Below are 24,988 nucleotides of genomic sequence, written 5' to 3'. Positions count from 1 at the left end.
ATCGTTATGTAAAGCATGAAGCTGATCCCCGTGAAATTTTCGCCTGTATTGTTGCGATGGGAACAAACATGGGGTTAGCAAAAATGGCTGAGGTTTCAGGCCTTAGCTCAGCATCAATGGCGGGGACGTCTAGAAATTATCTACGCTTGGAGACGTTGCGAGCGGCTAATGATGCGATTAGTAATGCAACCAGCCAGCTACCCGCATTTCATCTCTATGATATTCAGGACTCGCTCCATTCAAGTAGCGATGGCCAGCGGATGGAAACGCAAATTAACACCCTTAACGCTCGATATTCTCCCAAGTATTTTGGTTTACAGAAAGGTGTCAGCGCCTACACGTTGGTCGCAAATCATGTTCCTATAAATGCAAAGATTATTGGGACTCACGAACATGAAAGCCATTACGTTTTCGATTTATTGCATAACAATACCTCTGATATAAAGCCAGAACGGCATTCCACTGACACCCATGGCACCAATCAGGTTAATTTTTGGATTTTGCATGCATTTGGATATCATTTTGCACCTCGTTATCGTGATTTGCATAAGAAAATGGATACGTTAGCCGGCTCACAACATCCCAATGAGTGTGGTGACTGGCTAATAAAGCCTGCCCGAAAAACCAACGATGAATTGATTGAACGTGAATGGCCCAATATTCAACGTATCATGGCATCGCTAGCTCAAAAAGATGTTACTCAAGCCACGATTGTTCGCAAACTCTCGAGTTATTCGCGTCAGAATCAGACCAAGAAAGCATTATGGGAGTTGGAAAACATATGCCGAACGCTATACATTCTCGATTTTGTCGACGATGTTGGCTTACGTCAATGTGTACAAAAAGCATTAAATCGTGGTGAAGCCTATCATCGTCTCAGGCGAGCAGTTGCATTTGTTAACGGTGGAAAATTCAGAGTAAAAACGGAAGAGGAGCAACAAATTTGGAATGATTGCTCTCGGCTCATCACCAACGCGGTCATTTACTACAACACAGTGTTGCTATCTCGTGTCTATGAACAGAAGCAAAAAGTAGGTGATCAAAACGCACTGGCTCAGCTTCACAGTATTTCGCCCGTTGCATGGCAGCACATCAATATGTATGGCAATTTTGAGTTTAGTCCATCAACCTCAAAAATAGATATCGATGCATTGGTTGCTCGATATGCTGAACCAGAATATTGGCAGCAAGCCTTGACGGATAGTGAGACGCCAAGCGTTGATTTTTAGAGTAATTAATATGAAGAGCAGAAATGATTATGAAATTTGAAAAGCACAACTATCTATTTTTATTAGTATTATGTTGCAGTTCTTTTGCTTTGACTGGAAACGAGTTAAATAAAGATATCATCCAATCAGCACAAAATGGGGATGCCACTTCCTCACTGATACTTGGACGAGCTTATGAATTGGGTAACGGGGTAAAACAAGATTTAAGTAATGCATTTAAATGGTATTTAATATCTGCTGAAAAAGGTGATGTGAACGCTCAGATCATCGTTGCAACAAAATATGCAACAGGCGACGGAATAGTTGAAAATTTAGGGCAGGCTTTTAAATGGTACTTAAAGGCCGCTCAACAAGGACTTCCAGAAGCACAAAATATAGTCGGCAGAATGTATGCCGCTGGTGATGGCATAGAGAGAGATTTTTCAAAATCTTTTTTATGGCACTTAAAAGCCGCGGGGCAAGGTAATATTTACTCTCAGTTAGCTATAGGAACCATGTATGCATCAGCTGTTGGTGTGGAAAAAGATCAAACACGTGCTTTAGCATGGTTTCTAAAAGCAGCAGAGCAAGGAAGTGATATCGCTGAAAAAATTGTTGGCGATACTTATAACTTTGGCTATGGAGTTCCAATAGATTGGAGTAAAGCACATTTTTGGTATTTAAAATCAGCTAGACAAGGAAATCTAGAAGCGCAAAAGGCACTTGGATTTCTCTATGTTCTTGGACAAGGAACCGAACAGGACTTTAAAAATGGCTATGCATGGTTCTCTATAGCTGCAACTGGAGGAGATGTAGAGTCTATTAATTATAGAGATGAAACAGCTAAAAACTTGTCGACTCAACAGCTTAATGAGGCTCAGCAATTATCTAGCAAGCTGTATGAGGAATTATCGAATTCGAGATAACCCGTTTCGAGCTAACTTTACATATTTGGCGCGTTGGGCAAATTTAGCCAAAATCTATTTATCATGGAGAATATCTTTTGATAAATTAATTAAGGATACGGCATGAATGCAAGAACAAAACTATTTAACGAAGGCCGAGATCTGTGGGGAAAATATGTCAACCTTCACGGTTACTCTTGGGGGCCAACCGACAAAGGCCTAACCAAATTAGCCGAAACCACTGGCATTAAGAAATCCGAACTACGCAAGAAAATTCACGCCTTCTTATCTGCATGAGCCCGCAACCGGAGTGAGAGGCCCTTCAACACACCTAGCCGCCCTTCCCTTGTCTGTTTTTTGTTCGTGTCCGATAATAACAATTATCGGACACGAGTACCCACCAGCCGAAAACCATATTAGTGTGATGTCATTATACTAAACAATACTGAGTGGTTTGTGTGGCGTTGGTGCCATGATGCATTAGTGTGGTGTCACTATATCAAACTGGGTGGGATGGATGATTTTGCGCTCGCTTTGCCGAGTATAACCCCATTTGACTCGGACCTTGTATGTTTGTCAGGCGTTAACCGTGATTTTTCATGATTGATTAGTGCGTGGGACACACTAAACCATAAATATTTAGTATAGTGACACTATATTAATGTCAAAATTTGCGTGATTTTTAAAGCGTGAGATAGTTTGAACATCGAAACTTAAGAGGGTGTTCCAAATGTCTCATTCCGTCATGTTAGCCGAACAAGGTGAGTTAAACTTTTCAACCGCACAACGTGTAAGGCACTTGAAGGCGGAAGAGCAGGATTTTGAGTGGTATCCTTCGTCTGAGCATATCATTGATGTAGTTCGACGCGACTTGGTTGAGTCTAAGTTCTTAGAGTCTTACAACAGAGAGTCATCCTTGCTTGATATTGGCGCCGGAGATGGCCGAGTTTTAAGCGCCCTTAACATGCCACTTGAAGATCGTCGCGGCGAAATGAGCCCACCATTTTACAACCTGTACGCCATTGAAAAGAGCCTAGTCCATTGCAGCCAGCTCGATAAAAAAGTGCTGGTTATTGGCACTGACTTTAATCAACAAACCCTTGTTGATAAGCCAGTTGGCGTCATTTTCTGTAACCCTCCTTATTCTGCCTTTGAGCAATGGGCAACCCGCGTCATCACTGAGGCTAATGCCGAGGTGTGCTATCTGGTATTGCCACAGCGTTGGTCTGGCAGTCGAGATATTGAAAACGCGATTAAAGTACGTGAAGCCGAAGCTGAGGTCATTGGCACATTCGATTTCCAAAATGATTGTGATCGCGAAACCCGTCATTCAGTGCCGGTTGACATTATTCGGGTGAATTTAGGGTATAAAAACCATCGTCAATGCAAGGTAGACCCCTTCAAAGCGTTCTTTGACGCTAACTTTGACCTAGATTTGGCTGAAAGTGATTACACAGCAAAATTTCAAGGGCCGTCTGACTCCACTAAGGAAAAGCTCAATGAATTGGTGCCAGGTGGTGACATGGTTAAGGCTATGCAATCGCTTTACGATCACCAGATGGCCAAGCTAATGGATACATATTCCGCACTCGCTGAAATTGACCCTGATTTACTGAGAGAACTGGAAGTATCTAAATCTTCGGTTCTGGAAAGTCTCAAACTCAAAATCAAGAGCCTAAAGAGTTTGTTTTGGAAGGAGTTATTCGCGAAATTTGATGCCCTGACTTCTCGCCTGACTTCATCTAATCGTAAAGCGTTATTAGAACTGTTGGAGCGTCACGTTAGCGTCGATTTCACCGCTGAGAACGCATACGCGATAGCCCAATGGGCAATAAAACATGCTGATGCTCTTCAAGATGATCAGTTCAAGGATTTCTACCTATCTATGTGCCAAGCGGCAAACGTGGTGAATTATGTTTCGAACCAACGCACCTTCAAATACGACGGCTGGCGATATCGTGAGCTGGTCAAGAATGGTCACATCTCCCATTTCAAATTGGACTACCGCTGTGTAATGGAAAATGTAGGCGGCATCGTTAATGGTTACGACTATAACAGCTATTACAACCAATGCGGTCTGTCTTGTCGTGCAATCGAATTTATCACTGATTTGGTCACCATCGCTGGTAATCTTGGTTTCGATACACGCGGCACACCAAAGGCTTATGAGTTCAAATGGGCCAGCAACAAAGCCCACGACTTTAGATACATACAATCTAACGGCTCTAGCGAGGTACTGTTCTCAGTTCGTGCGTTCCTTAACGGTAACCTGCATATTAAGATGAACCCTAAGTTGGCGCTCAAGTTAAATGTAGTGGCTGGTAAGTTGTTTGGCTGGGTTCGTAGCGCAGAAGAAGCGGCGGCTGAAATGGAGGTTCCAGCATCTCATGTCGTGGAAGTTACTGAAATGTTTGGCCATTCGTTATCGTTAACGCATAACTATCAAAACCTTTTGATGGCTGCTTAATCCCTCCCATTCAGACGGCGCAAAGTTCAATTTTTGCGCCGTTTTGCATTTGTGAGATCCTTTACTCAGATAAGAAATTCAGTTGTTAGAGGTGACAATGTTTGCTGCATATTTGGTTATAGGTGTGTTTGTGTTCGTCGCTGGCCTAATTGTTTTGCTCAACAAAGGTAACCCATTACCAGCGGCAATTCCTCGTGCAGCACCGCTTAATATCATCCCAAGTACGATCCCATGTGTGGCTATTCAATACCAAGATGGATGTGATGATGTTGATGATGATACGGCTGGTTTTAATCGTAGAACGGGCGCTTACCATGATTATCTTATCAATCCAGCTACAGGGTTGCTTACACTGAACGGCGCTTTGGATGTGGCAGGTAATCCTTTAGGAGCTGACTTGACTCATTCAGGCATCTATAGCGGTCACGACATTGACCATGACTTTGGTATGAATCATTTTGGGAGTGATTTTTAATGGAATTATTGGGGACTACTCAAGCGGTTGCAGGCCAATTCTATGCGTTACAGCAAGAGCTGGTTTCGTTGAAGCCGACGCTAATTTTGCCCTGTAGTGAGAAGAAGCTGCCCCACAGCGCCCTCGCCTTTGATTTGTACCAAGGCACGGGGTATCTGAGCATCGTGAAGCAATGGTCACAGGTAGAGTTATCGCAGGTGTTCAACCTATTTTTCCTAAGTGCCAAGTATGGATTGATCCACGCTTCCGAACTGATAGAGCCTTACGAACAGGTTATGACTGATGAACGGGTATCAATGTTAGGCGCTAACAAAGTTCTAGTTAGCAAAGCCCAGCGCCATATCCAATCCATGAACTACGATGCCCTCTATACCTCATGCTACCAAAACGGTATCAAAAGGCCTTTTCTGAGTTAGCTGGTCAAGCAGCTGGCAGATTTAGCCAAATCGTCCCAGCTACAGGCGGGATATTAAGTCAGCGTGGCCAGTTAAAGAGGCTTCTCGTAAATGAAATTGATATAGCTAGGCAGCGCTCAAGATTGCTCCAAACGGTTGTGAGGACGTTTACCGATTCTCCCCCAATGCAAGAACTGCATCATGTCGTTAGCGTTGGGGATTGGGTGCGCCCTAGGCTTGCTGGTGCGTGTCAGGATGCCACATTTGCCGAGCCATGCGAGATTGCGTTTATAGAGTGCTCACCCTCCGGCTGCGTCGCTTTCTGGGATACAAACGGCAAGCAATGGAGCAGGTATAGCATTAGCGCGGGGATTAAACGGTTTGGCCTTAGCGGTGAAGCAATGCCCGTTACGGCATGATTGAAGCAAGGTTGTAATATTAAAATCCTGTAGAATTTACTCAAAATTTGCCAGAAATTGAACCTATGCAATGATGATCTTACATTAATAACTGAGAGAAATAAGATGCAAATTAGCCCTAGTATTTACCTTGACCAAGCGACCAGTTTGTTAGCTCCCCTGCCGTTCCTAGAGGACAACGGCGACGCGGATAGCTACTATCAGGAATACAGCTTTTACGTCGATACGCCTAACCCCCAAGTTAAACTGGAGTTGGCAGTGATGGTCAACGCAGAGGCGCTGACCGATAGCGATCACGCCCCCATCGTATTCACCTACGGCATTAACCTTGGTCAAGGTAACGGTATTGAGGATGGTGCCAATTTTTATGTCGAGGACATCGAGGCAATCAAGTCCGGCGACTTCGAACCAATTGACTCGGTTGAATTAGCTCTTCTTCAAGGGGCCATCCCTATGCTGGATAAGATTGTTAGTGCCTTGCAAAGCAATCCACTGGTCTGGAAGGTGGTGAGCCTACAGCTATCAAAAATCGTCTCTGGCATCATCACCCGCCCATCAAGCCCGAATGAACCAGATTTTTTGACAGGGGCACTTGTTGAATGTGATCTCCAAATTCAGGACTTAGATGGCACACAAATAACTATAGTACCTGCGCCGCAAGGAGGATGGACTCATGACAGCCTTGAAGCGCTGGACTGTGATGCATTGGCAGGTGGTCAAGCATGGAATGCGTATCTACTTTACGGTGTATTACCTCAATGGGTAGGCAGCTCAGAAATCTAACTAAACTTGTTTGATTTAGTTAGTGCGTGTCTCTATACTAAAAACATAATTATTAGTGTAGAGACGCCATACTAAAATGAATGACACTACCTCCCCACTCAAATCTGACTCATTAGGCCCAGCTTGGACGTATCACGCCCTCCCCTCTGACGTCAGTTCGCGACCCAAGGGACGCACATTAAGACTGTTAGCGGCAAGTGAAGCTGCAAGCCCACAAGTACGTGATTTACTCTCGCGCATGATCGGTAACACTTACAACCAGATAGAGAAAACCGAGTGGTTTACTTCGCAGTTCTTAAATGGCACTCCGACCCTCACTGTGACATTCCGTCAGTTAATGCGAGAAACCGAACCCACCAAATCCAAGCCGTTACCACAGGAAACCGCGCTGCATTCATTGAATGTCTGTCTTAATTCCATTTTCTCGGATTCAGGTTGGAAGCTGGTACGTCGGCGCATCTCTCAAATCGAGCGGGTTCAAAAGACGACTCGACCTGTGATCAGCAAGACCCAATACGACAAGCTAGTTCTTTTCAAGGATACGATTGGCGCCAAATCCGTGGATGCTGCGATTGATGAATTACTGAGTTTTTACAAGGACGAACACCCCGCTTTTTCAGCAGACAGGGAGGCATTAGGTGAGCTTATTAACCACGAATAATCACAGCGTTGCACTGTCCTACGGCGAACCTCCGTCAACGCTTAACGATTCGTTAAAAGACAGCTATCAGCGCTCTACTGACGAGCTACAGGCGCTATTGTCAAAGCCTCTGGCTCACTTAACCGATGCAGACAAGCTCCGCATTCGGGAGATTACTCAGGCAAAACTCAAGCACTTTCTTGAGAATGGCCACCGTACCCGCAGGGCTAATACATGGCGAGCACTAATGAGCCGGTGGGCTAAGTTTGAAAGTTGGTGTCTTACAAATAACCTTACCCCGTTGCCTGCGACCCCCGAGGTAGTGGCCACATTTATTGAGTACCACCAGGCGTCGTCATACACTACCTTATCTCAATATGCTTGGGCGATTAACAGTTTCCATGTGGAGTGTGGTTTGCTGTCCCCTGTGAGCAGTAAGACCGTGCAAGACAAGCAGAATGAAATCAGAATAGTAAAGCTCGAGTCAGGCGGCTTAGCGCAAGAGCAGGCAACGCCTTTTAGACTTCATCACCTGCAGATGCTCATAGAATCGTATGGCGAAAGTGAGAGGTTATTAGACAAGCGCAATTTGGCGTTGCTGAACATCGCCTATGAATCGTTGCTTCGTGAATCCGAGCTGCTTCGGATCAAAGTGGGCCATCTCAAGTCCACCTTTGAAGGCGATTATGTGTTGTCAGTGCCTTACACCAAAACCAATGACTCGGGTGAAGAAGAGGTTGTGAACATTACGCCGCTAGGCTTCAAATTGATTCAGCGGTACATCCAAGGTGCTGGGCTGACTAAGGAAGACTACTTGTTTCAGCCGATTGGCCGGAGCAATAAAGTCTCGGTTCAAGCCAAGCCGATGAACACCCGTACAGTGGACCGAGTATTTCTGTGGGCATTCGAGAGCTTAGCAATCGACCTTCATTCTGCTTGGTCTGGGCATAGTGCCAGGATTGGCGCCGCACAGGACTTACTTGCCGCAGGCTATTCGATAGCCCAAATCCAAGAGAACGGCCGTTGGAAAAGCCCAATGATGGTATTGCGGTACGGCAAAGACATTAAGGCAAAGGAAAGTGCGATGGCCAAGATGTTGGCAGAAAGACGGTAGTCTGATTCTACCTGCATTTCTATATGAACCTGACAATTATTGACTTAATATTAGTAAGTTAAACAATTTAAAACAGGGAAGTGAACTGTGAAGAAAGCGATTATTATCTCACTACTTGCATTGAGCCCAACTTTAAACGCTAAAGAAATTCATCAAAGTAGTTATGGGGAAAGTTGGCCGTTTACTGTCGAAAGCGGAGAACTTGGCTGCTACGAACAGGCAGTGTTTTTTATCGCAAATGATAAGGAATATGCGGTAAACGGTGTTGCCCAAAGCAAGGGTTATGCTGCTATTGAGCCAATTTGGAAAGAGGATAGTTCTTTATTGGAATACCAAAAGGCAATAGCTAAAAAGGAAAATAAAACTCTTCGACAAGTTCAGGATGAAATGGGTGTATCCCGCGTTAATATCGGACCGATCCTTCAAGAAGGCTTAAAACTTTGTAAGTAGCTTACCTTATGAATCTAATCCCCTTCGGCCTTCGTAGTGATGGCGTGTATATAGATGCAGAGGACGCAACGCGGGGTAAATCCTGTGATTGTACTTGCCCATCATGCGGTATTGCCTTAATCGCACGGCAGGGTGACGTTAATGCGTCCCACTTTGCCCATGACTCCAAAGGTGCGAGTAAGGAAGATATAGAGGCCTGCAAATACTCGTTTTATGTTTCAGTACGCTACATGCTGAAGCAGCTGCTGCAGGGGACAGGCTTGTTAATGTTGCCACCTCTCGAGATTGACCATCACGGCCAAACGCACGTCATTACCAAAAGTTTGCCAATCACGGTGGAACCCAAGGACATAGCGCCTGATAGTTATGAGCAGGATATTATTTTTGACTTAATCTTTACGGTCTCAGGTCGCAAGCTATGCCTATACATTAGCCATCCTGGTCGCCCAGCGCCGATATATAACAACCTATCAAGAGATCAGCACACGGCGGTACTAGGGCTTGATTTGATTCCTTTCTCAAAGATATTTAATGAGTTTTACAAACTAAAATCAGCTCAAACACTACTGCGCGAATGGCTTGAAACGTCCATTAAGGGCAAGCATTGGATTTACAATCCCAGGCGCAATGCGTGGTTTGAGCATCAACAGGCTAAGGCTCCAGCTGTTCTGGAGCAGCAACAGCAACAAGTTCTGGAACAAACCAAGACCACCCGTGATCGGATTAAAGAGCAGATTGCCCAAATGGACAGGTTGAACGTAGTCGCTATATATCGCTGCGTTTTTTGTCAGTTGGACTTTGAAGGCAGTGCGTTACTCAACTACTGCCCTAAGTGTAATGACCATCTAAGTGTGAAAAGAAAATCGGAGATTGCGGCTCAAGCTCCACATCCACCTAAAGGCAAGTATCGGTATCGATGACTCTATGATTTATTCAAGTAACGTCAACTTATAGTCAAGCGGTGTAAACCAATGCCTACGGCCCGTGTCTAAATTGCGAACAAAATACCAATCTTCCGACTTTAGGTGTGCTGGTAGGGACTCAATCGTGGAGATTTCACCGTCATCCACCAGCACTTTCTCTGGCTTTGGAAGTACCTCTAATTGGAGCCGTTTCTCGGGAAATTCCACTAAACTGCCATCAACGTCATCGAAGGATGTAGCTGGAGACACCGCTATATATTTTTGGCCGATTTGCATGTTACTGCCTCATTTTATTTAAGTGTGTAATGCTGGACTTTGACATTCGGGATCACGATTGAATGGTTGAATGTCTCGGGGTTGAAATGGCGGAGGAAGTAATTGATAGTGACTCGGTGTTTACCACCAACCAAGTAATACTTACCTTCCAGCTTTGCGAGTGAAACGCCTACTTTGGGCCAAAATTGGTCTGTAAAAAAATTTGGGCTATCTTCTAAAATCCCCAAATAATGCCCCATAGAAGTATGGTGGCCATTTAACAGGTTTCCCCAGGAAACCGCAGGAATCATCCCTTGTTCGTGTCCAACAATAAGGTCGTATGGCACCGTTTCATAGGTAATGTGGCCCTTATCGATAACCCAGCCTCTTGCCAATGCTAATTCAGTTAGGTTTACTAAAACCGCATCGCTGAGAGGGGCGGGTTGAAGAGCATTAAGCTCTCTGAGATTTATCTTCAATTTTCATTTCCTTGCAGGTATTGCCAGCGATTAAAGTGGTTCAGGAAGGAAAGCACCAATGCTTCCGCGGCTTTTACGTCTGTAAATACCTGACATTTTCTATCGATTTTCCATATTCTACGGGTGTTTGGTTCATCATAAGGCTTAACATCCCAGTATTTCGGAGTCTCAACGTTGAGCTCTGCGGGTATGAGCCAGCCAATTTTATTCGCGATAATCATTGGCTTAGTCCATGCAATTTTTTGGTCAGCATCAACTGTAGAATTTCCAAGTCATTCAGCGCATCAACAACATCACGCTTCGACAGGTTCCCCCACTGTTCCCTCACCCATTTCGACGTAGAGGGGTCGTTCAGGACTCGTTGATTAAACAGCTCGCTCGCGTTAAGGGCTCTGTTTGGCAGGATAAAAGGATTCATAGAGTTACGTCCAATGCAGTACACGGATTGACAATATCACGCGCTATATTAATTGTGAATGTCTTCCGGCATTGCTTTGTTGAGGATATACAAGAAAATCGCAGCCGAAGTGCAGGTGATAACTACGGTTCCAATGCCATAAATAAATAACGAAATTAACGTGCTACCAAGAAACACGTTCTGAATAACCATCGCCGGAAATGTATTGGTATTATCCATTTTAGTTGTGACCAGTAATGTGGCAAGCGCCAGAAAAGCAGGGGTGTGAAACTCAACAAGCCCTTTATCACTTAGCATATACAACCCAGCCGCCATAAAAGCGATAGCGGTGCCTGACCGGAGTAAAGGTATTGCGTGATTATGTCGATAAGGGAACATCATCCACAACGCCCAAAAGAAGCCTAAGCCGGATAAGTTGCGTACAACATCATGTAAGGTAAGAGAGGATAATTGAATCATAGCGAGATTACCTTTCAGCTATTTTTGCACTATTGAGCATCCATCCAATGAGCGCTATCGATGATAAAAATGTCTGCAGTGTTGTTTGTTAAAACCACACATTCAATCAATTGATAATCTGAGTTAAACAACGTCTTAAGTGCAATTAAATTGTCCTCTGAAGTGTAGCGATAGTTAATTATCATCGGAGCTATTTGCCGGCCATCTTCATTGAAGCAGTTCTCGATCTGCACTCGGTTAAAACGTATCTCACAGGCATTGTGATCCACTGTCACAGGTTGTTCACTGGTGCGGAATTGGATTGGCTCTTTGATAGCATCAATCGCAGTGACCAACCATTCAGCGAGCGCCATCATCCTGTCGTATTTGACACTGGAGCTGTTGATAACCGATAACATTTGATTAATGCAGGCTTCCATGTCCTGCCCTTGGCGCCCAAGCAGGATGACACGCTTAACATGACTCTTAATTTCACGGCAAGCCTTGTCATCGACAAATGGCTTTAACCTTTTAATCAAAATCTCATTGCGGCGCTGAACAGGAACAAATCGGCCTGATTCTGCGCAGGTGAGATAGAGGTGCATCTGAGCAGAGCGAAACACTGTCTTAAGCTGCTCTTCGTAACTGTTCATCTTTTTAAACCTTTCAAATTAAATTGCTTTAGGCACTGTATTACTTCGTGAAAATTACGCAAAAATTGAGGGGGTCACTCTCCGTTTGCGGTCTTTAATTCCTTGCTTCATAGCTGGAGCCATTAAAGGATCCCAGTGGCGTAGCTGCTTGCTTATCGGCACGAGTACCGCGCTTAACTGAAGCATCAAACGTAGTGAGCGGCTTGATCTCCAACGGCTCACTTTGCAATACGATAAGCGGCATCGTAGCGGTAACCGTTTTCACCTTCCCGTTAATCATGAGATTGGCCACTGGCTGCGGTTGAATATCCCGACGCGCCCGAATCATAGCTTCTGGGGTGCTCAAGATGTTCTGCTTTAACAGCAATAGCTGACTTGGGCATTCATCGCCAAGGCGCATAATATCCGCGTTCAGTCGCTCAAGCAATTTGTCCTTATCGACCTTCGACACCACATCTTTGCATAACCAGCTGAACCGCGCCGAGGTCATGGGTTCGTCAAAGCAGCGGATTTGGCGATAGATATGTAACGCCATGACACCAGGGCAAACCTCGCGTAGTTTCTCAAATCTGTCAGCACGGGTGCTGTACTTGGTGGTGATTTCCTTCTCGATGGCCGTTTTAGCCAAGTTAATCCGGGCAATGACATCCATAACTTTGTTAGTGACTAACGGCGATGTGGAGTACCAAAGCACCCCAGGCGTCCTACGAGCTGAGCGCTGCGAGTAATCAGGATGAATGTGTAAATCACCATAAGCGAGTTTGGCTTTCGTTACTGCTGCAAGCCCCAGTGTTTCGCGTACCGAAATCACCGTCACCGGCTCGCGAACTTTCTCAGCCGATTTCATTACGGGTGGTACAGGTGTCACGCTGGCACGGACAGGGGTATTCGAATCAAGCAGGTGATTGAGCTCCTGCAACGAGGATTGGATCACTTCATAGCTATCCGATAATATACACAAAGCTATCACCTTAAAGTATTTCTGTTGTTGTCTTACTGTAATCTCTTTTAGTCCATCATGCAATGTTGTTGACTAACAAAGATAGGTGTACACCCCCACCCTCTGAGTACCTGGATAGGGGGTGTGAAGTCCAACGGTACGAAAACGTACGCTAAGGCTTTATTGGGGATTATCTGCTTTCGGATTACAATCTTCCGTACTTAAGTACGGAGAATAAAGCCCAAATGTACACTATCAGTCAATTAGCCAAGTCGGCAGGTGTCAATGTCGAGACTGTTCGCTATTACGAGCGGCGTGGTCTTATCGAGCAACCCGACAAACCAACCGAGGGTTATCGTCGCTATCCAGTGACAATCCTGAACCGGATCCGGTTTATCAAGCGTGCCCAGGAGCTGGGTTTTACTCTGGAGGAAATCTCCCATCTGCTGATGTTGGATAATACTCCCTGTCAAGAAGTACAAGACATGGCTTCTCACAAGCTTGTCAGTGTTCGTGCCAAGATGGCTGATCTGCGTCGCTTGGAAACCGTCCTTAATGATTTGTTGAACCAATGCGCTGCTAATCCTGACCAAACCCATTGTCCCATTATCGATTCCCTTTTTCCTGAGGATAGAAAATCGCGCTGAGTTTATTCCTGCTTGACTCCGTACTAGAGTACGGCGTTTAGACTGACTTTACTGGAACAAACCAAGTGGAGTGAGTCATGTCAAAAAACGATGCCAATCTGCCAATATTCGGCGGTATTGCGGCGGCTATCGGCGCAGGACTGTGTTGCGTCGGCCCCTTCCTGTTGCTGACGCTGGGTATTGGTGGCGCCTGGATCGGTAATCTCACCCTGCTCGAACCTTATCGCCCCCTTTTCATCTTCGCTGTGCTGGTTCTCTTCAGTTGGGCTGGGTGGAAGGTTTACCGTCCCGTCGAGGCCTGCGAATCGGGCACTGCCTGTGCCGTTTTGCAAGTACGTAAACGCCGTCAAGTCATCTTTTGGATAACAGCTCTACTCGCGCTGGTACTTGTGACCAGTAGCTATTGGATCCCCTTGATTGCCTGACAGTGAATGCCAACAACCTGCTGGAGAATAATCCATGAAAAAACTTACCTTTGTGTTAATGCTCTTTGTCACAAGTTTGACGGCCTGGGCTAAACCGCAAACCGTGACCCTAGATTTACCCACCATGAACTGCGCCATGTGTCCGATCACGGTGAAAAAGGCGCTGACTAAAGTCGATGGCGTATCCCGTGCGGAGGTCAGCTATGAGGATAAAGAAGCCATGGTGACCTTTGATGATGAAAAGACAAGTGCCGATGCGTTGATTGAAGCCACCACCCATGCTGGTTATCCCTCCACGATAAAAAACAAAGCTAATTGAGGTGCCTATGATCACACTGTCTATCTCTGGGATGACTTGTGCAAGTTGCACCCATCATGTTCAGGAGGCCCTGCTAGCCGTTGCGGGCGTTAGCAGCGCAATGGTCTCTTATGACGAGGCTAATGCCGTCATCGAAACCGACACAGATATCCATGAGAAAACCTTGCTCGATGCTGTCGCCACGCTGGGCTATAAGGCTAAAGTCGTTGCGTTGGGCAATAACTCACGCTTAACCAAAGATGAGGATACGGAAGAACTGCACGTGGCTATTATTGGCAGCGGTTCAGCGGCATTTGCCTGCGCCATCAAGGCAGCCGAAGGCGGTGCTAAAGTGACGCTCATCGAAGGGGCGGATGTCATTGGCGGCTGCTGTGTCAACGTTGGTTGTGTGCCGTCAAAGATCCTGATCCGGGTTGCGCAACTGGCAGAGCAGCAGCGTCATAACCCGTTTGCGGGATTGGAAAATCATTCCCCCCAACTGAGTCGCTCACTGTTGTTGGCGCAGCAAACGGCGCGGGTCGAGGAGCTGCGTGCGGCCAAATACCAGAATATTCTGGACGCCAATCCTGCGCTCAGTCTGATCAAAGGTTGGGCGCGATTCAAGGACGCTAACACACTAATCGTCAGTCAAAACGATGGTACGCAGCAGCAGGTTCACGCTGATAAGGTCCTGATTGCGACCGGATCGACGCCGACTATTCCTCCCATCGAAGGACTGAGCGGGACACCCTATTGGACTTCCAACGAGGCTCTTTTTGCCGAAGAAATGCCTCAACATCTGGTGGTGATTGGCTCGTCAGTCGTGGCACTGGAAATTGCCCAGGCCTATCGCCGATTAGGCAGTGAGGTAACCGTGTTGGCCAGACACACACTGCTCTATCGGGAGGAGCCCTTGCTCGGTGAACAACTCTCAGGATGTTTTGAAAAAGAAGGCATTCGTGTTCTGAATCATACCCAGGCTTCAAGTGTTTCCTATGATGGGCAGCAGTTTACTCTTGAAATTCTCTCATCAGAAGCTGGGGCTGGCACTTTGCATTGTGACAAGTTGTTGATCAGCACAGGCCGTCATGCCAATACAGGCAAGCTTAACCTCGATGCGGTAGGCGTCAAGACGGAGCAAAATGGCGTGATCATCGTCAATGAGCGTATGGAAACCAGCGTTCCAGGTGTTTATGCCGCCGGGGATTGCGCCAACATGCCGCAGTTTGTGTACGTCGCGGCCGCGGCCGGTAGTCGCGCCGCCATCAATATGACAGGCGGTGAGACTAAACTGGATCTATCCGCTATGCCTGCGGTGATCTTTACCGATCCCCAGGTGGCGACCGTCGGACTGACTGAAGATCAGGCCAAAGCACAATATATTGAAACCGATAGTCGGGTACTAAGCATGGAAAACGTACCTAGAGCATTGGCTAATTTTGACACTGATGGCTTTATCAAACTGGTGGTAGAAAAAGTCAGTGGACGCCTGATTGGCGCTCAAATCCTGGCGCATGAAGGCGGAGAGCTGATCCAGAGTGCGGCTTTAGCCATCCGCAACCGGATGACAGTAACAGAATTATCCGAACAGTTGTTCCCTTACTTGACCATGGTGGAAGGGCTTAAGCTCTGCGCCCAAACCTTTAACAAAGATGTGAAAGAGCTGTCCTGCTGCGCGGGGTAACGAATTGAGCAAGGGCTGTTAAAAAAGCCCTTATTCGTTCAATGCAAGCACTTTATAGACTGTCGAACGTCCTATTTTCAACTGTCTGGCGATCTCCGAGGCACCGTTCCCTTGTTCGTAGAGTGAGCGGACTCTAGTCTTGTCCACCGTCGGCTTTCGGCCAAATTTGACTCCCTTGGCCTTGGCCTCCAGACGCCCCTCGTTGGTGCGCTCCAGTATGCGTTGGCGTTCAGCCTGTGCAACAGCGGATAAGATGGTGACTACCATCTTACCCATGGTCCCTTCGGTGCTGATCCCATCATCAAGAAACCGGATGGCCACTCCCAGCTCATCAAACTCCTTAATGAGCTCGATCATGTCGGCAGTATCACGGCCAAGCCGATCCAGCTTCTTCACTAGGATGACATCGCCTTCCTCTACCTTTACCCGAAGCATCTGCAGGCCATCTCGGTTTAGGTGGCTGCCAGATACTTTGTCGGTAAAAATGCGATTCGCACGAACACCTTCAGCCTTAAGTGCCTTCATCTGCACATCAAGGGACTGCTGACTCGTTGACACTCGGGCATACCCAAATAGTCTCATGGTAAAACTGTCTCCTAAATCGTATTTTTAGACTTCGTGTCTATTATGTTGTTATTTACGAATTAATAGACAGTTTAGAGCGAGGCATTTATGATGTCCACGAAGTTATAAATTAATAGACACTAAGAATGTCTCGCATTTTGAACAAGTATTGTTTGGGGGACGCACGCCCGTCGATTTTCTAACTTCGGAACAGAAAGCCAACTATGGACAATTCTCTGCTGAACCGAATGAAGTGCAGTTGGCCCGCTACTTTCATCTGGATGAAGCTGATCTGGCTTTTATCAATCATCGGCGCGGCAATCAGAACCGTTTTGGTGTTGCTTTGCAGTTGGGCTGTGTTCGATTTCTGGGGACCTTCATGTCCAACCTGCCACAGGTTCCGGTCAACGCCCAATGGTTTGTCGCACGACAGCTTGGACTAAATGATGTTGCGATATTGTCCACCTATGCGCAACGGGAGACCACACGAAGGGAGCACGCCGCCTTGATCCGGGATCAGTACCAATACCGGGAATTCAGCTGGCCGTGGTCGTTCCGGTTAAGCCGTTTGCTCTACACGCGCAGTTGGATCAGCAACGAGCGGCCCTGCCTACTTTTCGATCTAGCCACTGGCTGGCTCGTCCAGCATAAAATCCTTTTGCCTGGTGAAACCACTTTGACGCGCTTGATTTCCGAGGTACGAGAACGGGCTACTAATCGCTTGTGGCAACGGTTGTCGGCGTTGCCGACATCGAAGCAGATCGCAAAGCTTGAGACCTTACTTCAAGTTCCTGAGGGAACACGAACTTCCCGCTTTGACCGCTACCGCAAGGGGCCGGTGACGATTAGCGGTCCAGCTTTCAATGAGGCCATTGACCGTTATCAGGCGCTAAAAGCGTTCGGCATGCATGAGCTGGATTTTACCGGCATTCCTCCCGTTCGCTTTAAAAACATTGCCCGTCACGCAGGCATGATTTCCATGCACAAGATAGCTCGCATGCCGGAGCAAAAGCGCACTGCCATTTTAGTCGCCTTCGCTAAGACGTACGAGACCGTGGCCCTAGATGAAGCCTTGGATGTGCTGGATTTATTGATCACCCATATTGCCGGTGAGGCGAAAAAGTTGGGGCAGAAAAAACGTCTGAGGACATTGAAGGATTTGGATAAATCTGCGTTGGCCCTAGCAGAGGTTTGCACCCTGATACTCACTGAAAGCATGCAGGATGAGCAGCTGAGGTCAGCTATCTTTGCCAGAATGTCTCGTGAAAAACTGGCGACATCCATTGCCACCGTCCATGAACTTGCTCGCCCCTACGATGATAACTTTCAGGATGAAATGGTGGAACAATATGGCAGGGTCAGGCGTTTTTTACCGAAATTACTGCGTGATATCGTATTCAAAGCGGCTCCGGCAGGCAAGGCGACTCTGGAAGCCCATCAATATCTTGGTGGGCTGTTGGAATCGCGCAAGCAGTTACTGGATGAAGCCCCTCTGGACATTGTCTCTAATCCATGGAAACGCCTGGTGTTCGACAAAGAAGATAGAGTGACCAAGCGAGGCTATACGCTGTGCTTTCTCGATAAGTTACAAGACAGTTTGCGCCGCCGTGATATCTACGTAGAGAACAGCGACCGCTGGGGTGATCCACGGGCCAAGCTGTTACAAGGGCCGGAATGGCAAGCAAACCGCATTCAGGTGTGCCGTTCACTCGGTCATCCACTCAATCCCCAAGAAGCGATTGACGGTCTGGTGCGTCAACTGGATGCAAGTTACAGACAAGTGGCATCCAACTTCGACAACAACAAAGCAGTTGAGCTGGATCTGTCCGGCAAACGGCCCACATTGACCATCACGAACTTTGCCAAACTGGATGAACCGCCCAGCCTAACGCAGCTCTCCCTACAGGTCGAATCCTTAGTTCCCAGCGTGGATCTGACGGAGCTGTTGCTGGAGATCCACGCCCATACCGGCTTTGCCGATGAATTTACCCATGTTAGCGAATCTAATGCCCGAGCCGAAGACCTGACTGTCAGCGTCTGCGCCGTGCTTTTGGCGGAAGCATGCAACATCGGCTTAGAGTCGCTGATTAAGCATCAAGTACCCGCATTAACCCGACACCGCTTAAACTGGGTCAAACAGAATTACCTGCGTGCCGAGACGCTGGTGAAGGCCAATGCCAAACTGGTGAACTACCAGTCTACTTTATCTCTGGCCAATAAGTGGGGCGGTGGAGAGGTGGCATCCGCCGACGGTATGCGCTTTGTCACTCCGATCCGCACCATCAATGCAGGGCCGAACCGGAAGTACTTTGGCTCCAGCCGAGGCATTACCTGGTATAACTTTGTCTCGGATCAGTTTTCCGGATTTCATGGCATTGTCGTCCCAGGAACACTGCGTGACTCCATCTTTGTGCTGGAAGGCCTTCTGGAACAGCAAACCGGCTTGAACCCGATGGAGATTATGACCGATACCGCCGGTGCCAGCGATATGGTGTTTGGCTTATTTTGGTTGCTTGGATACCAGTTTTCACCGCGTCTTGCAGACGCAGGTGAATCCGTGTTCTGGCGCGTGGACAAGGCCGCTGACTATGGCCCATTGGATGAGCTAGCTCGCAGTTGCGTCAATACCCACAAAATCGAACAACACTGGGATGACATGATGCGCATTGCGGGATCGCTCAAACTGGGTACAGTGCAGGCTTCCGAGCTGATCCGTTCGCTACTGAAAAGTGAGCGGCCTTCCAGCCTAGCACAAGCCATTATTGAAGCGGGCCGTATCAATAAGACACTTTACTTGCTGAACTACGTGGATGATGAAGACTACCGCCGTCGAATTCTGACCCAGTTGAATAGAGGAGAAAGCCGTCACGCGGTCGCACGGGCGATCTGCCACGGTCAGCGTGGTGAAATTCGGAAGCGGTATCGAGAGGGGCAGGAAGATCAACTTGGCGCGCTGGGTTTGGTGACTAACGCGCTGGTGCTGTGGAACACAATCTATATGCAGGCCGCTCTTGATCACTTGAAACAGCAAGGCGAGGATGTGAAAGTAGAAGACGAAGCCAGATTATCTCCGCTCAGCCATAAACACGTGAACATGTTGGGGCATTATTCGTTTACCCTTACTGAACAAGTACTAAATGGGCAACTGAGGCCGCTGAAACAACCACCGGAGCTGGACGAATGGCCTTAGCGTACGTTTTCGTACCATTGGGCTTCACACCCCGATAGATAGTTACTCGTGCATATCGAGTGGTGATGGCCATATTCAAGAAAATGAAAGAGATATTTTAGATAAGCCTAGGGGCGCCGTGATCTTGGAAATATTTGCCAAATCAAGCATAAGCTATTGAAAAAGATATAAATAAACCTATTCCATGACTGAAGATTTGATTCGGTTATTGAAGTGGATCGGGTGTGGTATTCTGGGTGATATCTAATCGAAAGTGTGTCTGGCACAGGTCGCAGACAAAGTGTTGTTGGCCAGCTGTTGGGGGGTGGAGTTTTCCATTGCATCCTTGCTTGATGCAATTTCGGTGGTGGCGATTATCTTTCGTTAATTCGGCAGCCATCTCATTCACTTCTCTTCTCATTCTATTATGAGCAGGTTGAATTAATCGAAAAACGTCACTTACTGTGCATCCCATTTCTTTGGCGACTTCCGATGAAGTATTATACTTTTGAAACAGCGCCCAAGCCCTTTCTTGCTCTTTTAGTTCATCCATCTTGCGCTCTCTCCAAAGAATGTTGATACCTCACAATAATCCTCTTTAATCTTCAGCGCAATTAGACCGCTGTAAATGATATTGTTTACTGAATTGAGAAGGATTGGACACCATACTTATTTGAGCTATATTTAAATAGGATTCTACTAGGTCAATTAAGTATGCCTTCCAATGCCTTTCTAACCATAGGTAAAGCCGCAGACGGAGAGTTAATCGGTATCGATGCGGTTAAACGCGGTAAATCTGACTTAACCTGCCCCTTCTGTCAGGTGCCGCTTATCGCCGCAAAAGGGAATTTTAAGGTGCATCACTTTCGCCACGACGGTGAGACTTGCCACCAATCGCTTCAAGGATTGCCGCAGATACCAGGCTGGGATCACTTTCATCTCTTGATGCCCGATTTCATTGTTAATGTGTTACAGAATTACGCGGAAAAACATCCTGGGGAGGTATTTTGGTATGAACCTAAGCATGTGCGTGAGCTGTTAAAGCACAACCTCATTGATACCGACAGTTACACGGGCAAGTATCGACTGACAGACGCCGCGTTAATCATCACCGGCCAACTCTCGCTGTCCAAATTCGCCACATGGTTTCGTAACGAACTTAAATCCCGCATCAAGTGGAAAACTCGGTTAGTCGATAACGAGGATGCTCACCGCGCCTACCTTGAAATCGAAGCATGGCGCCAACAGCAGCTGATGATGGCTACCACCTATCTATTCGAGTTAACCCATAACAATGGTGAAGTCTTTTACAAGGTTGGCCGGACACGTCGTGAGGTAGACGTAAGATTAGCTGAAGTTAAATCCGAGATGAAAGCCCACTTTAACCGGGACATCTCCGCCAAAATATTGCGGTTAATCCCTAACGGCGGTTTTCTCGAGCAGTATGTATTGTATCGATACCGGCTATCAAAGAGAGAGATAGGAAAGCATCAAGAATATCTGAGCCTCGATGCGTCAGCATTGAAGCAGCTTAAGGCCGCATTCACACGCGTAGCCAATGACTTAGCCCCCTTCGATAAGGACGAGCGCTTTATTGCCTCAGGGCGTTGGCGTTACGAACCCAAGCGATTAGATGCTGTGCGTAAAGGGATTCGCCAGACGATTCAAAGCGGCAGCAGTTTTGGGCGCCCCAAGGGAACCATCAAAGTCGGTGGCGAGGAATGGCGCAAGCAGTATCAATATGTGATTGATCTGTTGGAGGCAGGCAATCTCACTCAAGAGAAAATCGCCAGATTAACACTCAATAGCACCTCGACGGTGAAGCGAGTTAAACAAGTTATATCCAAGGAAACGCCAGAATAAGCGCGTCAGAGTTTAACGGAATTATCAGGTGTACTCCGTGCTCTTGCTTATTCCTTCCCCCTAGTTTGCATGATGGTCTAAATTGAATTATTTTGGCATCGGTTATATTGGGAATTATCATTTGGTGTTAATGTCTTCCCCAGAATTACATTTGGAAATCTTTTGCTCGGGACTAAACAATGTTACGTGAGATGTTCAACTTCAATAGTGCTAGTGACACAGTGAAAACCTATGTATTGCGCTTACGCCGTGCCAAGCAAATGGAAACACTGGAGGTGATGGTTGAGCGCTTGGAGGCAGATGCCAAAAACGCCGATGAGCGCGCCGACATCGCCCATGCATACAGCATTAGGGAGATGGAGATCTCTAACAGTATTGACTAAGCTTAAGTAACAACTTATGGCAAATGAAGGCTGGTTAGCCGTAATTAGTTTAGGGGTAACTTTAACGTTATTATCGCTATTGCGCGACAGGGTATTTTCCCACATTGGGCGTGGTTTGTTGTTTCGTCTTTATGCGGCCCCGGGTGTATTTGTCCATGAACTCAGTCATGCTCTTACTGCAATTCTGTTTCGGTTTACCATTACCAAAATATCCTTTTTCTCACCACAGCCTGACGGCACACTTGGCTTTGTGCAGTACCAGTACCGACCATCATTAATTAGCCCTGTGTTACGTTTATTCGTCGGAATAGCCCCGCTTTTCGGCGGATGTGCTGTTGTGTGCATACTTAATTGGTTATTCCAGGCGCCAGCCACCATTGACTGGTCTGCACTTTATAATTTCGCCGTTGATGAACCGTTGCGGTTTGGAATCTGGATGTATTTCACTTCTTCAGTCGTGGCTAATGCCGTTCCAAGCAAGTTTGATTTGAATAACAGCTATATTGCTCTGTACTGTCTGTGTTTTGTGATTGGAGCCCTGCCGCTCAGTTACACCCCTCTTTTGAATTTGCTCAGCTCTATCATGGCACTGTGCTTATTGGTAGTGTTACTCTTTGTAGTAGTGTTATCTGGGGTATATTTCTGGCGACAACTTTCAAACATTAACATTTAAGCACGTTGATAATCATTATCTATGATCAGCTATTTCCGGATCGCGCGTAGAGTGAAACCAATTCAATCAGGAGTTTTATTCGATGCAAAAAGAACCGCGTATTCATCATCTCTATGTAGCAACGGCGAAATACCTTTTTGCTCATCCCAAGCACGGTATCGTTAAACTCCTTGACCCAATGACGGTCAGTGACGCCAAGCGTTACCAACTAAGCCCTATTTTACTTTACGGTCTCACAGTCGCAGGCCTACCCATTCGCTGGATGACATTTGCACCAATTGACGCGCCAATTGCAATTAAAGGATTTTTGGCCAATGCTTGGGAGCACGCCAAAGGGTTAAGGGGCTTGCCTGATATTGTGCGCGTAAACAAGTATCTACATGAAGCTTGCCCGTTACTTGCCGAAGCACTGCAACCACTTGGCGTAGAACTGCAAGTTACTGCGCCTAATGATAGATCACACCCAGGCTCACTAAGGTCTGCGCAAGAAAGTGCGCAATATATCTCCATGACAGCGAGTTCGGCTCCGCCCCAACCGCAAGAAACACCTTTTGATACCTTATCTCGTTATGCGAAAGATGATCATCTACTAAATGTCCTAATCGCGCCAAGCTATCACAGCGGTAAAGAGGCATTTAAAATTATGCAATGGCTACAGCAACCAATTCATCCCTTGAGCGCACCACTCAATGACACCGAACTCGATTGGCAAACTGGAGATTGGTTGTCGTCGTGGGAAAAGTCGCTACCAGAATCCGGGCCTCGCTATTTCAAGAGAGATTCAATTGACAACTTCATGTGGTTAATGAGCGGCACGAACGCTGACTATATCGAACTGAGCGATGATGACGAATATGAACACAGCGATAACACTGCAGAACTGATAAAAATGCTTCTCGCAAATTGGCCAGGCAAGATGGTTGATATTGCCAAGCTATGCAGCATTACTCTAAAAGAACTTAATTGGTATCTCGGAAGCGCTGCAACATTGCCACCAGCCTCCTTATTTCAGCTAAAGCGAATCCTTGGCATTGGGATAGAGCTTGAATACCTACTTCAAACAATCAATGGACCTTACGTCTTGATGGCCAACAAACCAAAAGCGCTCGAAGATTTCTACAACGAATATACAAACGGTGGTAATGCAAGCGCTTTCGAAATTATCCCTGACAATGCACATGCCGACCCAAGTTACCGTTATATGTTGATTTGCCCTTACAGCAAACTGCCTAGCTTACTGATGGTGCCGCGGGGTTCATCAATTGCAGACCGTATTCCAGATCTATTGTTTAACTACGAAGGCGTTAGGCGTGTTGGCGCAAAACTTTATCGAGAAGCAGTGAGTACCTGTGCGGCAGTTGCAGTAAACCCTACGAACAACATTGCTATCATGTCAGAATTCACTTCGAGATATTCCTTCGAAGAGTAATACTGAACTAACATCTAATTCTATTGCCGGCCACTTGAAAATATCAATTCTGAAGCAGGCTTAAACGCAAAGAAGAAAGCTACACTGCCTAAGGCAAACCCAACAATTGAGCCCAACAACGCATTTTCGCATCCTATTAAGTCGTGGAAGGTAAACCCGCACAGGATTGAAGCCACGATATAAAGACCTAAAAATACTGCCTTGTACATGAACACCTCAAAAGATTTATCTGAATTATTTCGCGTTGAACTATGTTCGTTTACCGATGTTGAGTGTTGCCATAATTAAACTTGCAAATACAAACCATAGTGCCGCTTGGTGTTGGTCAAATACTGTTGACAAGATTATCGCCACTCCTAGTAATAGGATGTTTAAGATCATAACTTTTATACTTTTCATAGGTGATCCTTACTACAAGCATTTAAATTTGGTGGAATGATACCACAGCACTTTAGTCGCTCTATTTCCAGTAGATTTTCAATGAAAACTCAAAATCTATCTGTTACTTTATCTGCCCAGCTAATTACGCAGCTTTTAAAACAGCGCTTATAACTTCTTTTGCCATGACCGGCGGAACAGCGTTGCCAATCATCATTTTTGTTGCCGTAGCAGATGCCGGCCACTGATAACATTCATCAAAGGTTTGTGCTGCTGCTAGCTCTCTAAGACTCAATGGCCGAATTAAATCGCCAATGACAAGACTATGCTTGTTGATCGTGGTAATAGTGCCTATGGGGTTGTCAATCGAACGTCCAGACCTAGCGCTGAAGGATCCCCTCATAAATCAGCCATAGCATAGCCATATTTGAGCAACTGATTGGCGAATAATACCCAGGCCGCCAGCAATTCTTTCTCCGTGATTTGATAATCAGGCCGCCTGAGTACCTCCAA

29 protein-coding genes are annotated in these 24,988 nt (G+C 46.6%); 20 read left to right on the top strand and 9 right to left on the bottom strand.

The features are described from left to right. The 11 genes from ACRN9H_RS18700 to ACRN9H_RS18650 form a co-directional block, all read left to right on the top strand. On the top strand, window positions 1-1,229 hold a 1,229-nt coding region (locus ACRN9H_RS18700; RefSeq protein WP_432315718.1), incomplete at its 5' end, for a transposase. Window positions 1,230-1,252: 23 nt separating this feature from the next. Then, entirely contained in the window at window positions 1,253-2,134 is an 882-nt protein-coding gene (locus ACRN9H_RS18695; RefSeq protein ID WP_012197916.1) for a tetratricopeptide repeat protein, read from the top strand. Window positions 2,135-2,236: 102 nt separating this feature from the next. Beyond that, window positions 2,237-2,410, top strand: coding sequence for a hypothetical protein (locus tag ACRN9H_RS18690; protein ID WP_432315717.1), 174 nt, complete (start codon window positions 2,237-2,239; stop codon window positions 2,408-2,410). A 433-nt stretch (window positions 2,411-2,843) separates the two neighbouring features. Beyond that, complete coding sequence (locus ACRN9H_RS18685; protein ID WP_432315715.1) at window positions 2,844-4,580, top strand: DUF4942 domain-containing protein; 1,737 nt, start codon at window positions 2,844-2,846, stop codon at window positions 4,578-4,580. A gap of 97 nt (window positions 4,581-4,677) precedes the next feature. After that, a complete protein-coding gene (locus ACRN9H_RS18680) occupies window positions 4,678-5,055 on the top strand; it encodes a hypothetical protein (RefSeq protein WP_231137070.1) in 378 nt (125 codons plus the stop codon). Then, a complete protein-coding gene (locus tag ACRN9H_RS18675; RefSeq protein ID WP_011918399.1) occupies window positions 5,055-5,471 on the top strand; it encodes a DUF6884 domain-containing protein in 417 nt (138 codons plus the stop codon). The genes ACRN9H_RS18680 and ACRN9H_RS18675 overlap by 1 nt, the downstream gene beginning before the upstream one ends. Window positions 5,472-5,974: 503 nt before the next feature. Then, window positions 5,975-6,652, top strand: coding sequence for a hypothetical protein (locus ACRN9H_RS18670; RefSeq protein ID WP_011918398.1), 678 nt, complete (start codon window positions 5,975-5,977; stop codon window positions 6,650-6,652). A 76-nt stretch (window positions 6,653-6,728) separates the two neighbouring features. Continuing rightward, window positions 6,729-7,313 (top strand): hypothetical protein, encoded by a 585-nt coding sequence (locus ACRN9H_RS18665; protein ID WP_263149223.1) that lies wholly within the window; start codon window positions 6,729-6,731, stop codon window positions 7,311-7,313. Further along, a complete protein-coding gene (locus ACRN9H_RS18660) occupies window positions 7,291-8,406 on the top strand; it encodes a tyrosine-type recombinase/integrase (protein ID WP_041420505.1) in 1,116 nt (371 codons plus the stop codon). Before ACRN9H_RS18665 ends, ACRN9H_RS18660 begins: the two co-directional genes overlap by 23 nt. 87 nt (window positions 8,407-8,493) lie before the next feature. After that, window positions 8,494-8,856: a DUF2511 domain-containing protein gene (locus ACRN9H_RS18655; protein ID WP_432315712.1), complete on the top strand. Its 363-nt coding sequence runs from the start codon at window positions 8,494-8,496 to the stop codon at window positions 8,854-8,856. 8 nt (window positions 8,857-8,864) lie between these two features. Then, a complete protein-coding gene (locus tag ACRN9H_RS18650) occupies window positions 8,865-9,776 on the top strand; it encodes a hypothetical protein (RefSeq protein WP_432315710.1) in 912 nt (303 codons plus the stop codon). A 9-nt stretch (window positions 9,777-9,785) separates the two neighbouring features. Here the strand turns inward: ACRN9H_RS18650 and ACRN9H_RS18645 are convergent, their stop codons facing one another. The 6 genes from ACRN9H_RS18645 to ACRN9H_RS18620 all read right to left on the bottom strand — a co-directional run bounded on the left by ACRN9H_RS18645 (window position 9,786) and on the right by ACRN9H_RS18620 (window position 12,992). Continuing rightward, window positions 9,786-10,055, bottom strand: a complete 270-nt coding sequence (locus tag ACRN9H_RS18645) for a hypothetical protein (protein WP_263170082.1) — start codon at window positions 10,053-10,055, stop codon at window positions 9,786-9,788. Window positions 10,056-10,069: 14 nt separating this feature from the next. After that, on the bottom strand, window positions 10,070-10,513 hold the full coding sequence (locus ACRN9H_RS18640; protein WP_432315709.1) for a hypothetical protein: 444 nt from the start codon (window positions 10,511-10,513) through the stop codon (window positions 10,070-10,072). Beyond that, complete coding sequence (locus ACRN9H_RS18635) at window positions 10,510-10,734, bottom strand: hypothetical protein (RefSeq protein WP_432315707.1); 225 nt, start codon at window positions 10,732-10,734, stop codon at window positions 10,510-10,512. Before ACRN9H_RS18635 ends, ACRN9H_RS18640 begins: the two co-directional genes overlap by 4 nt. A 245-nt stretch (window positions 10,735-10,979) precedes the next feature. Continuing rightward, complete coding sequence (locus tag ACRN9H_RS18630) at window positions 10,980-11,390, bottom strand: hypothetical protein (protein ID WP_432315705.1); 411 nt, start codon at window positions 11,388-11,390, stop codon at window positions 10,980-10,982. Between the two features lie 29 nt (window positions 11,391-11,419). After that, a complete protein-coding gene (locus ACRN9H_RS18625; RefSeq protein ID WP_011711503.1) occupies window positions 11,420-12,022 on the bottom strand; it encodes a DUF2913 family protein in 603 nt (200 codons plus the stop codon). Between the two features lie 94 nt (window positions 12,023-12,116). Beyond that, complete coding sequence (locus tag ACRN9H_RS18620) at window positions 12,117-12,992, bottom strand: DNA replication terminus site-binding protein (protein WP_432315703.1); 876 nt, start codon at window positions 12,990-12,992, stop codon at window positions 12,117-12,119. A gap of 215 nt (window positions 12,993-13,207) precedes the next feature. Between ACRN9H_RS18620 and merR the strand changes: the two genes are divergently transcribed. The 4 genes from merR to merA all read left to right on the top strand — a co-directional run bounded on the left by merR (window position 13,208) and on the right by merA (window position 16,016). After that, entirely contained in the window at window positions 13,208-13,609 is a 402-nt protein-coding gene (gene merR, locus ACRN9H_RS18615; RefSeq protein WP_432315701.1) for an Hg(II)-responsive transcriptional regulator, read from the top strand. A 77-nt stretch (window positions 13,610-13,686) separates the two neighbouring features. After that, the gene (locus tag ACRN9H_RS18610) at window positions 13,687-14,034 is read left to right on the top strand and encodes a mercuric transporter MerT family protein (protein WP_058689194.1); all 348 of its coding nucleotides are present in this window, start codon (window positions 13,687-13,689) and stop codon (window positions 14,032-14,034) included. Between the two features lie 34 nt (window positions 14,035-14,068). Next, complete coding sequence (gene merP / locus ACRN9H_RS18605) at window positions 14,069-14,353, top strand: mercury resistance system periplasmic binding protein MerP (RefSeq protein WP_018574804.1); 285 nt, start codon at window positions 14,069-14,071, stop codon at window positions 14,351-14,353. 7 nt (window positions 14,354-14,360) lie between these two features. Next, window positions 14,361-16,016, top strand: a complete 1,656-nt coding sequence (gene merA, locus ACRN9H_RS18600) for a mercury(II) reductase (RefSeq protein WP_069455588.1) — start codon at window positions 14,361-14,363, stop codon at window positions 16,014-16,016. A 30-nt stretch (window positions 16,017-16,046) separates the two neighbouring features. Here merA and ACRN9H_RS18595 read toward each other — a convergent pair whose 3' ends face one another. Then, window positions 16,047-16,598, bottom strand: coding sequence for a recombinase family protein (locus tag ACRN9H_RS18595; RefSeq protein ID WP_432315697.1), 552 nt, complete (start codon window positions 16,596-16,598; stop codon window positions 16,047-16,049). Window positions 16,599-16,749: 151 nt separating this feature from the next. Between ACRN9H_RS18595 and ACRN9H_RS18590 the strand changes: the two genes are divergently transcribed. Beyond that, a complete protein-coding gene (locus ACRN9H_RS18590) occupies window positions 16,750-19,770 on the top strand; it encodes a Tn3 family transposase (protein ID WP_432315695.1) in 3,021 nt (1,006 codons plus the stop codon). Between the two features lie 205 nt (window positions 19,771-19,975). On the opposite strand, the gene ACRN9H_RS18585 is transcribed toward ACRN9H_RS18590, so the two are convergent. Continuing rightward, entirely contained in the window at window positions 19,976-20,302 is a 327-nt protein-coding gene (locus ACRN9H_RS18585) for a hypothetical protein (protein ID WP_432315693.1), read from the bottom strand. A gap of 161 nt (window positions 20,303-20,463) precedes the next feature. On the opposite strand from ACRN9H_RS18585, the gene ACRN9H_RS18580 reads away from it, so the two are divergent. The 4 genes from ACRN9H_RS18580 to ACRN9H_RS18565 all read left to right on the top strand — a co-directional run bounded on the left by ACRN9H_RS18580 (window position 20,464) and on the right by ACRN9H_RS18565 (window position 24,097). Then, the gene (locus ACRN9H_RS18580) at window positions 20,464-21,612 is read left to right on the top strand and encodes a GIY-YIG nuclease family protein (protein ID WP_088213011.1); all 1,149 of its coding nucleotides are present in this window, start codon (window positions 20,464-20,466) and stop codon (window positions 21,610-21,612) included. 179 nt (window positions 21,613-21,791) lie between these two features. Next, window positions 21,792-21,995: a hypothetical protein gene (locus tag ACRN9H_RS18575; protein WP_037426029.1), complete on the top strand. Its 204-nt coding sequence runs from the start codon at window positions 21,792-21,794 to the stop codon at window positions 21,993-21,995. Between the two features lie 16 nt (window positions 21,996-22,011). Further along, window positions 22,012-22,668, top strand: a complete 657-nt coding sequence (locus tag ACRN9H_RS18570) for a hypothetical protein (RefSeq protein WP_263149234.1) — start codon at window positions 22,012-22,014, stop codon at window positions 22,666-22,668. Window positions 22,669-22,750: 82 nt separating this feature from the next. Next, window positions 22,751-24,097, top strand: a complete 1,347-nt coding sequence (locus ACRN9H_RS18565; protein WP_263149235.1) for a hypothetical protein — start codon at window positions 22,751-22,753, stop codon at window positions 24,095-24,097. 523 nt (window positions 24,098-24,620) lie between these two features. Here the strand turns inward: ACRN9H_RS18565 and ACRN9H_RS18560 are convergent. Next, the gene (locus ACRN9H_RS18560; RefSeq protein ID WP_411568949.1) at window positions 24,621-24,878 is read right to left on the bottom strand and encodes a DNA cytosine methyltransferase; all 258 of its coding nucleotides are present in this window, start codon (window positions 24,876-24,878) and stop codon (window positions 24,621-24,623) included. Window positions 24,879-24,988 lie beyond the last annotated feature (110 nt).

Origin of the sequence: Shewanella sp. MF08487, assembly GCF_050848685.1 — a bacterium.
GTDB classification, from domain to species: Bacteria; Pseudomonadota; Gammaproteobacteria; order Enterobacterales; family Shewanellaceae; genus Shewanella; species Shewanella glacialipiscicola.
The sequence above is the reverse complement of the archived record's forward strand: the minus strand, read 5'-3'. Positions and strand labels throughout refer to the sequence as shown.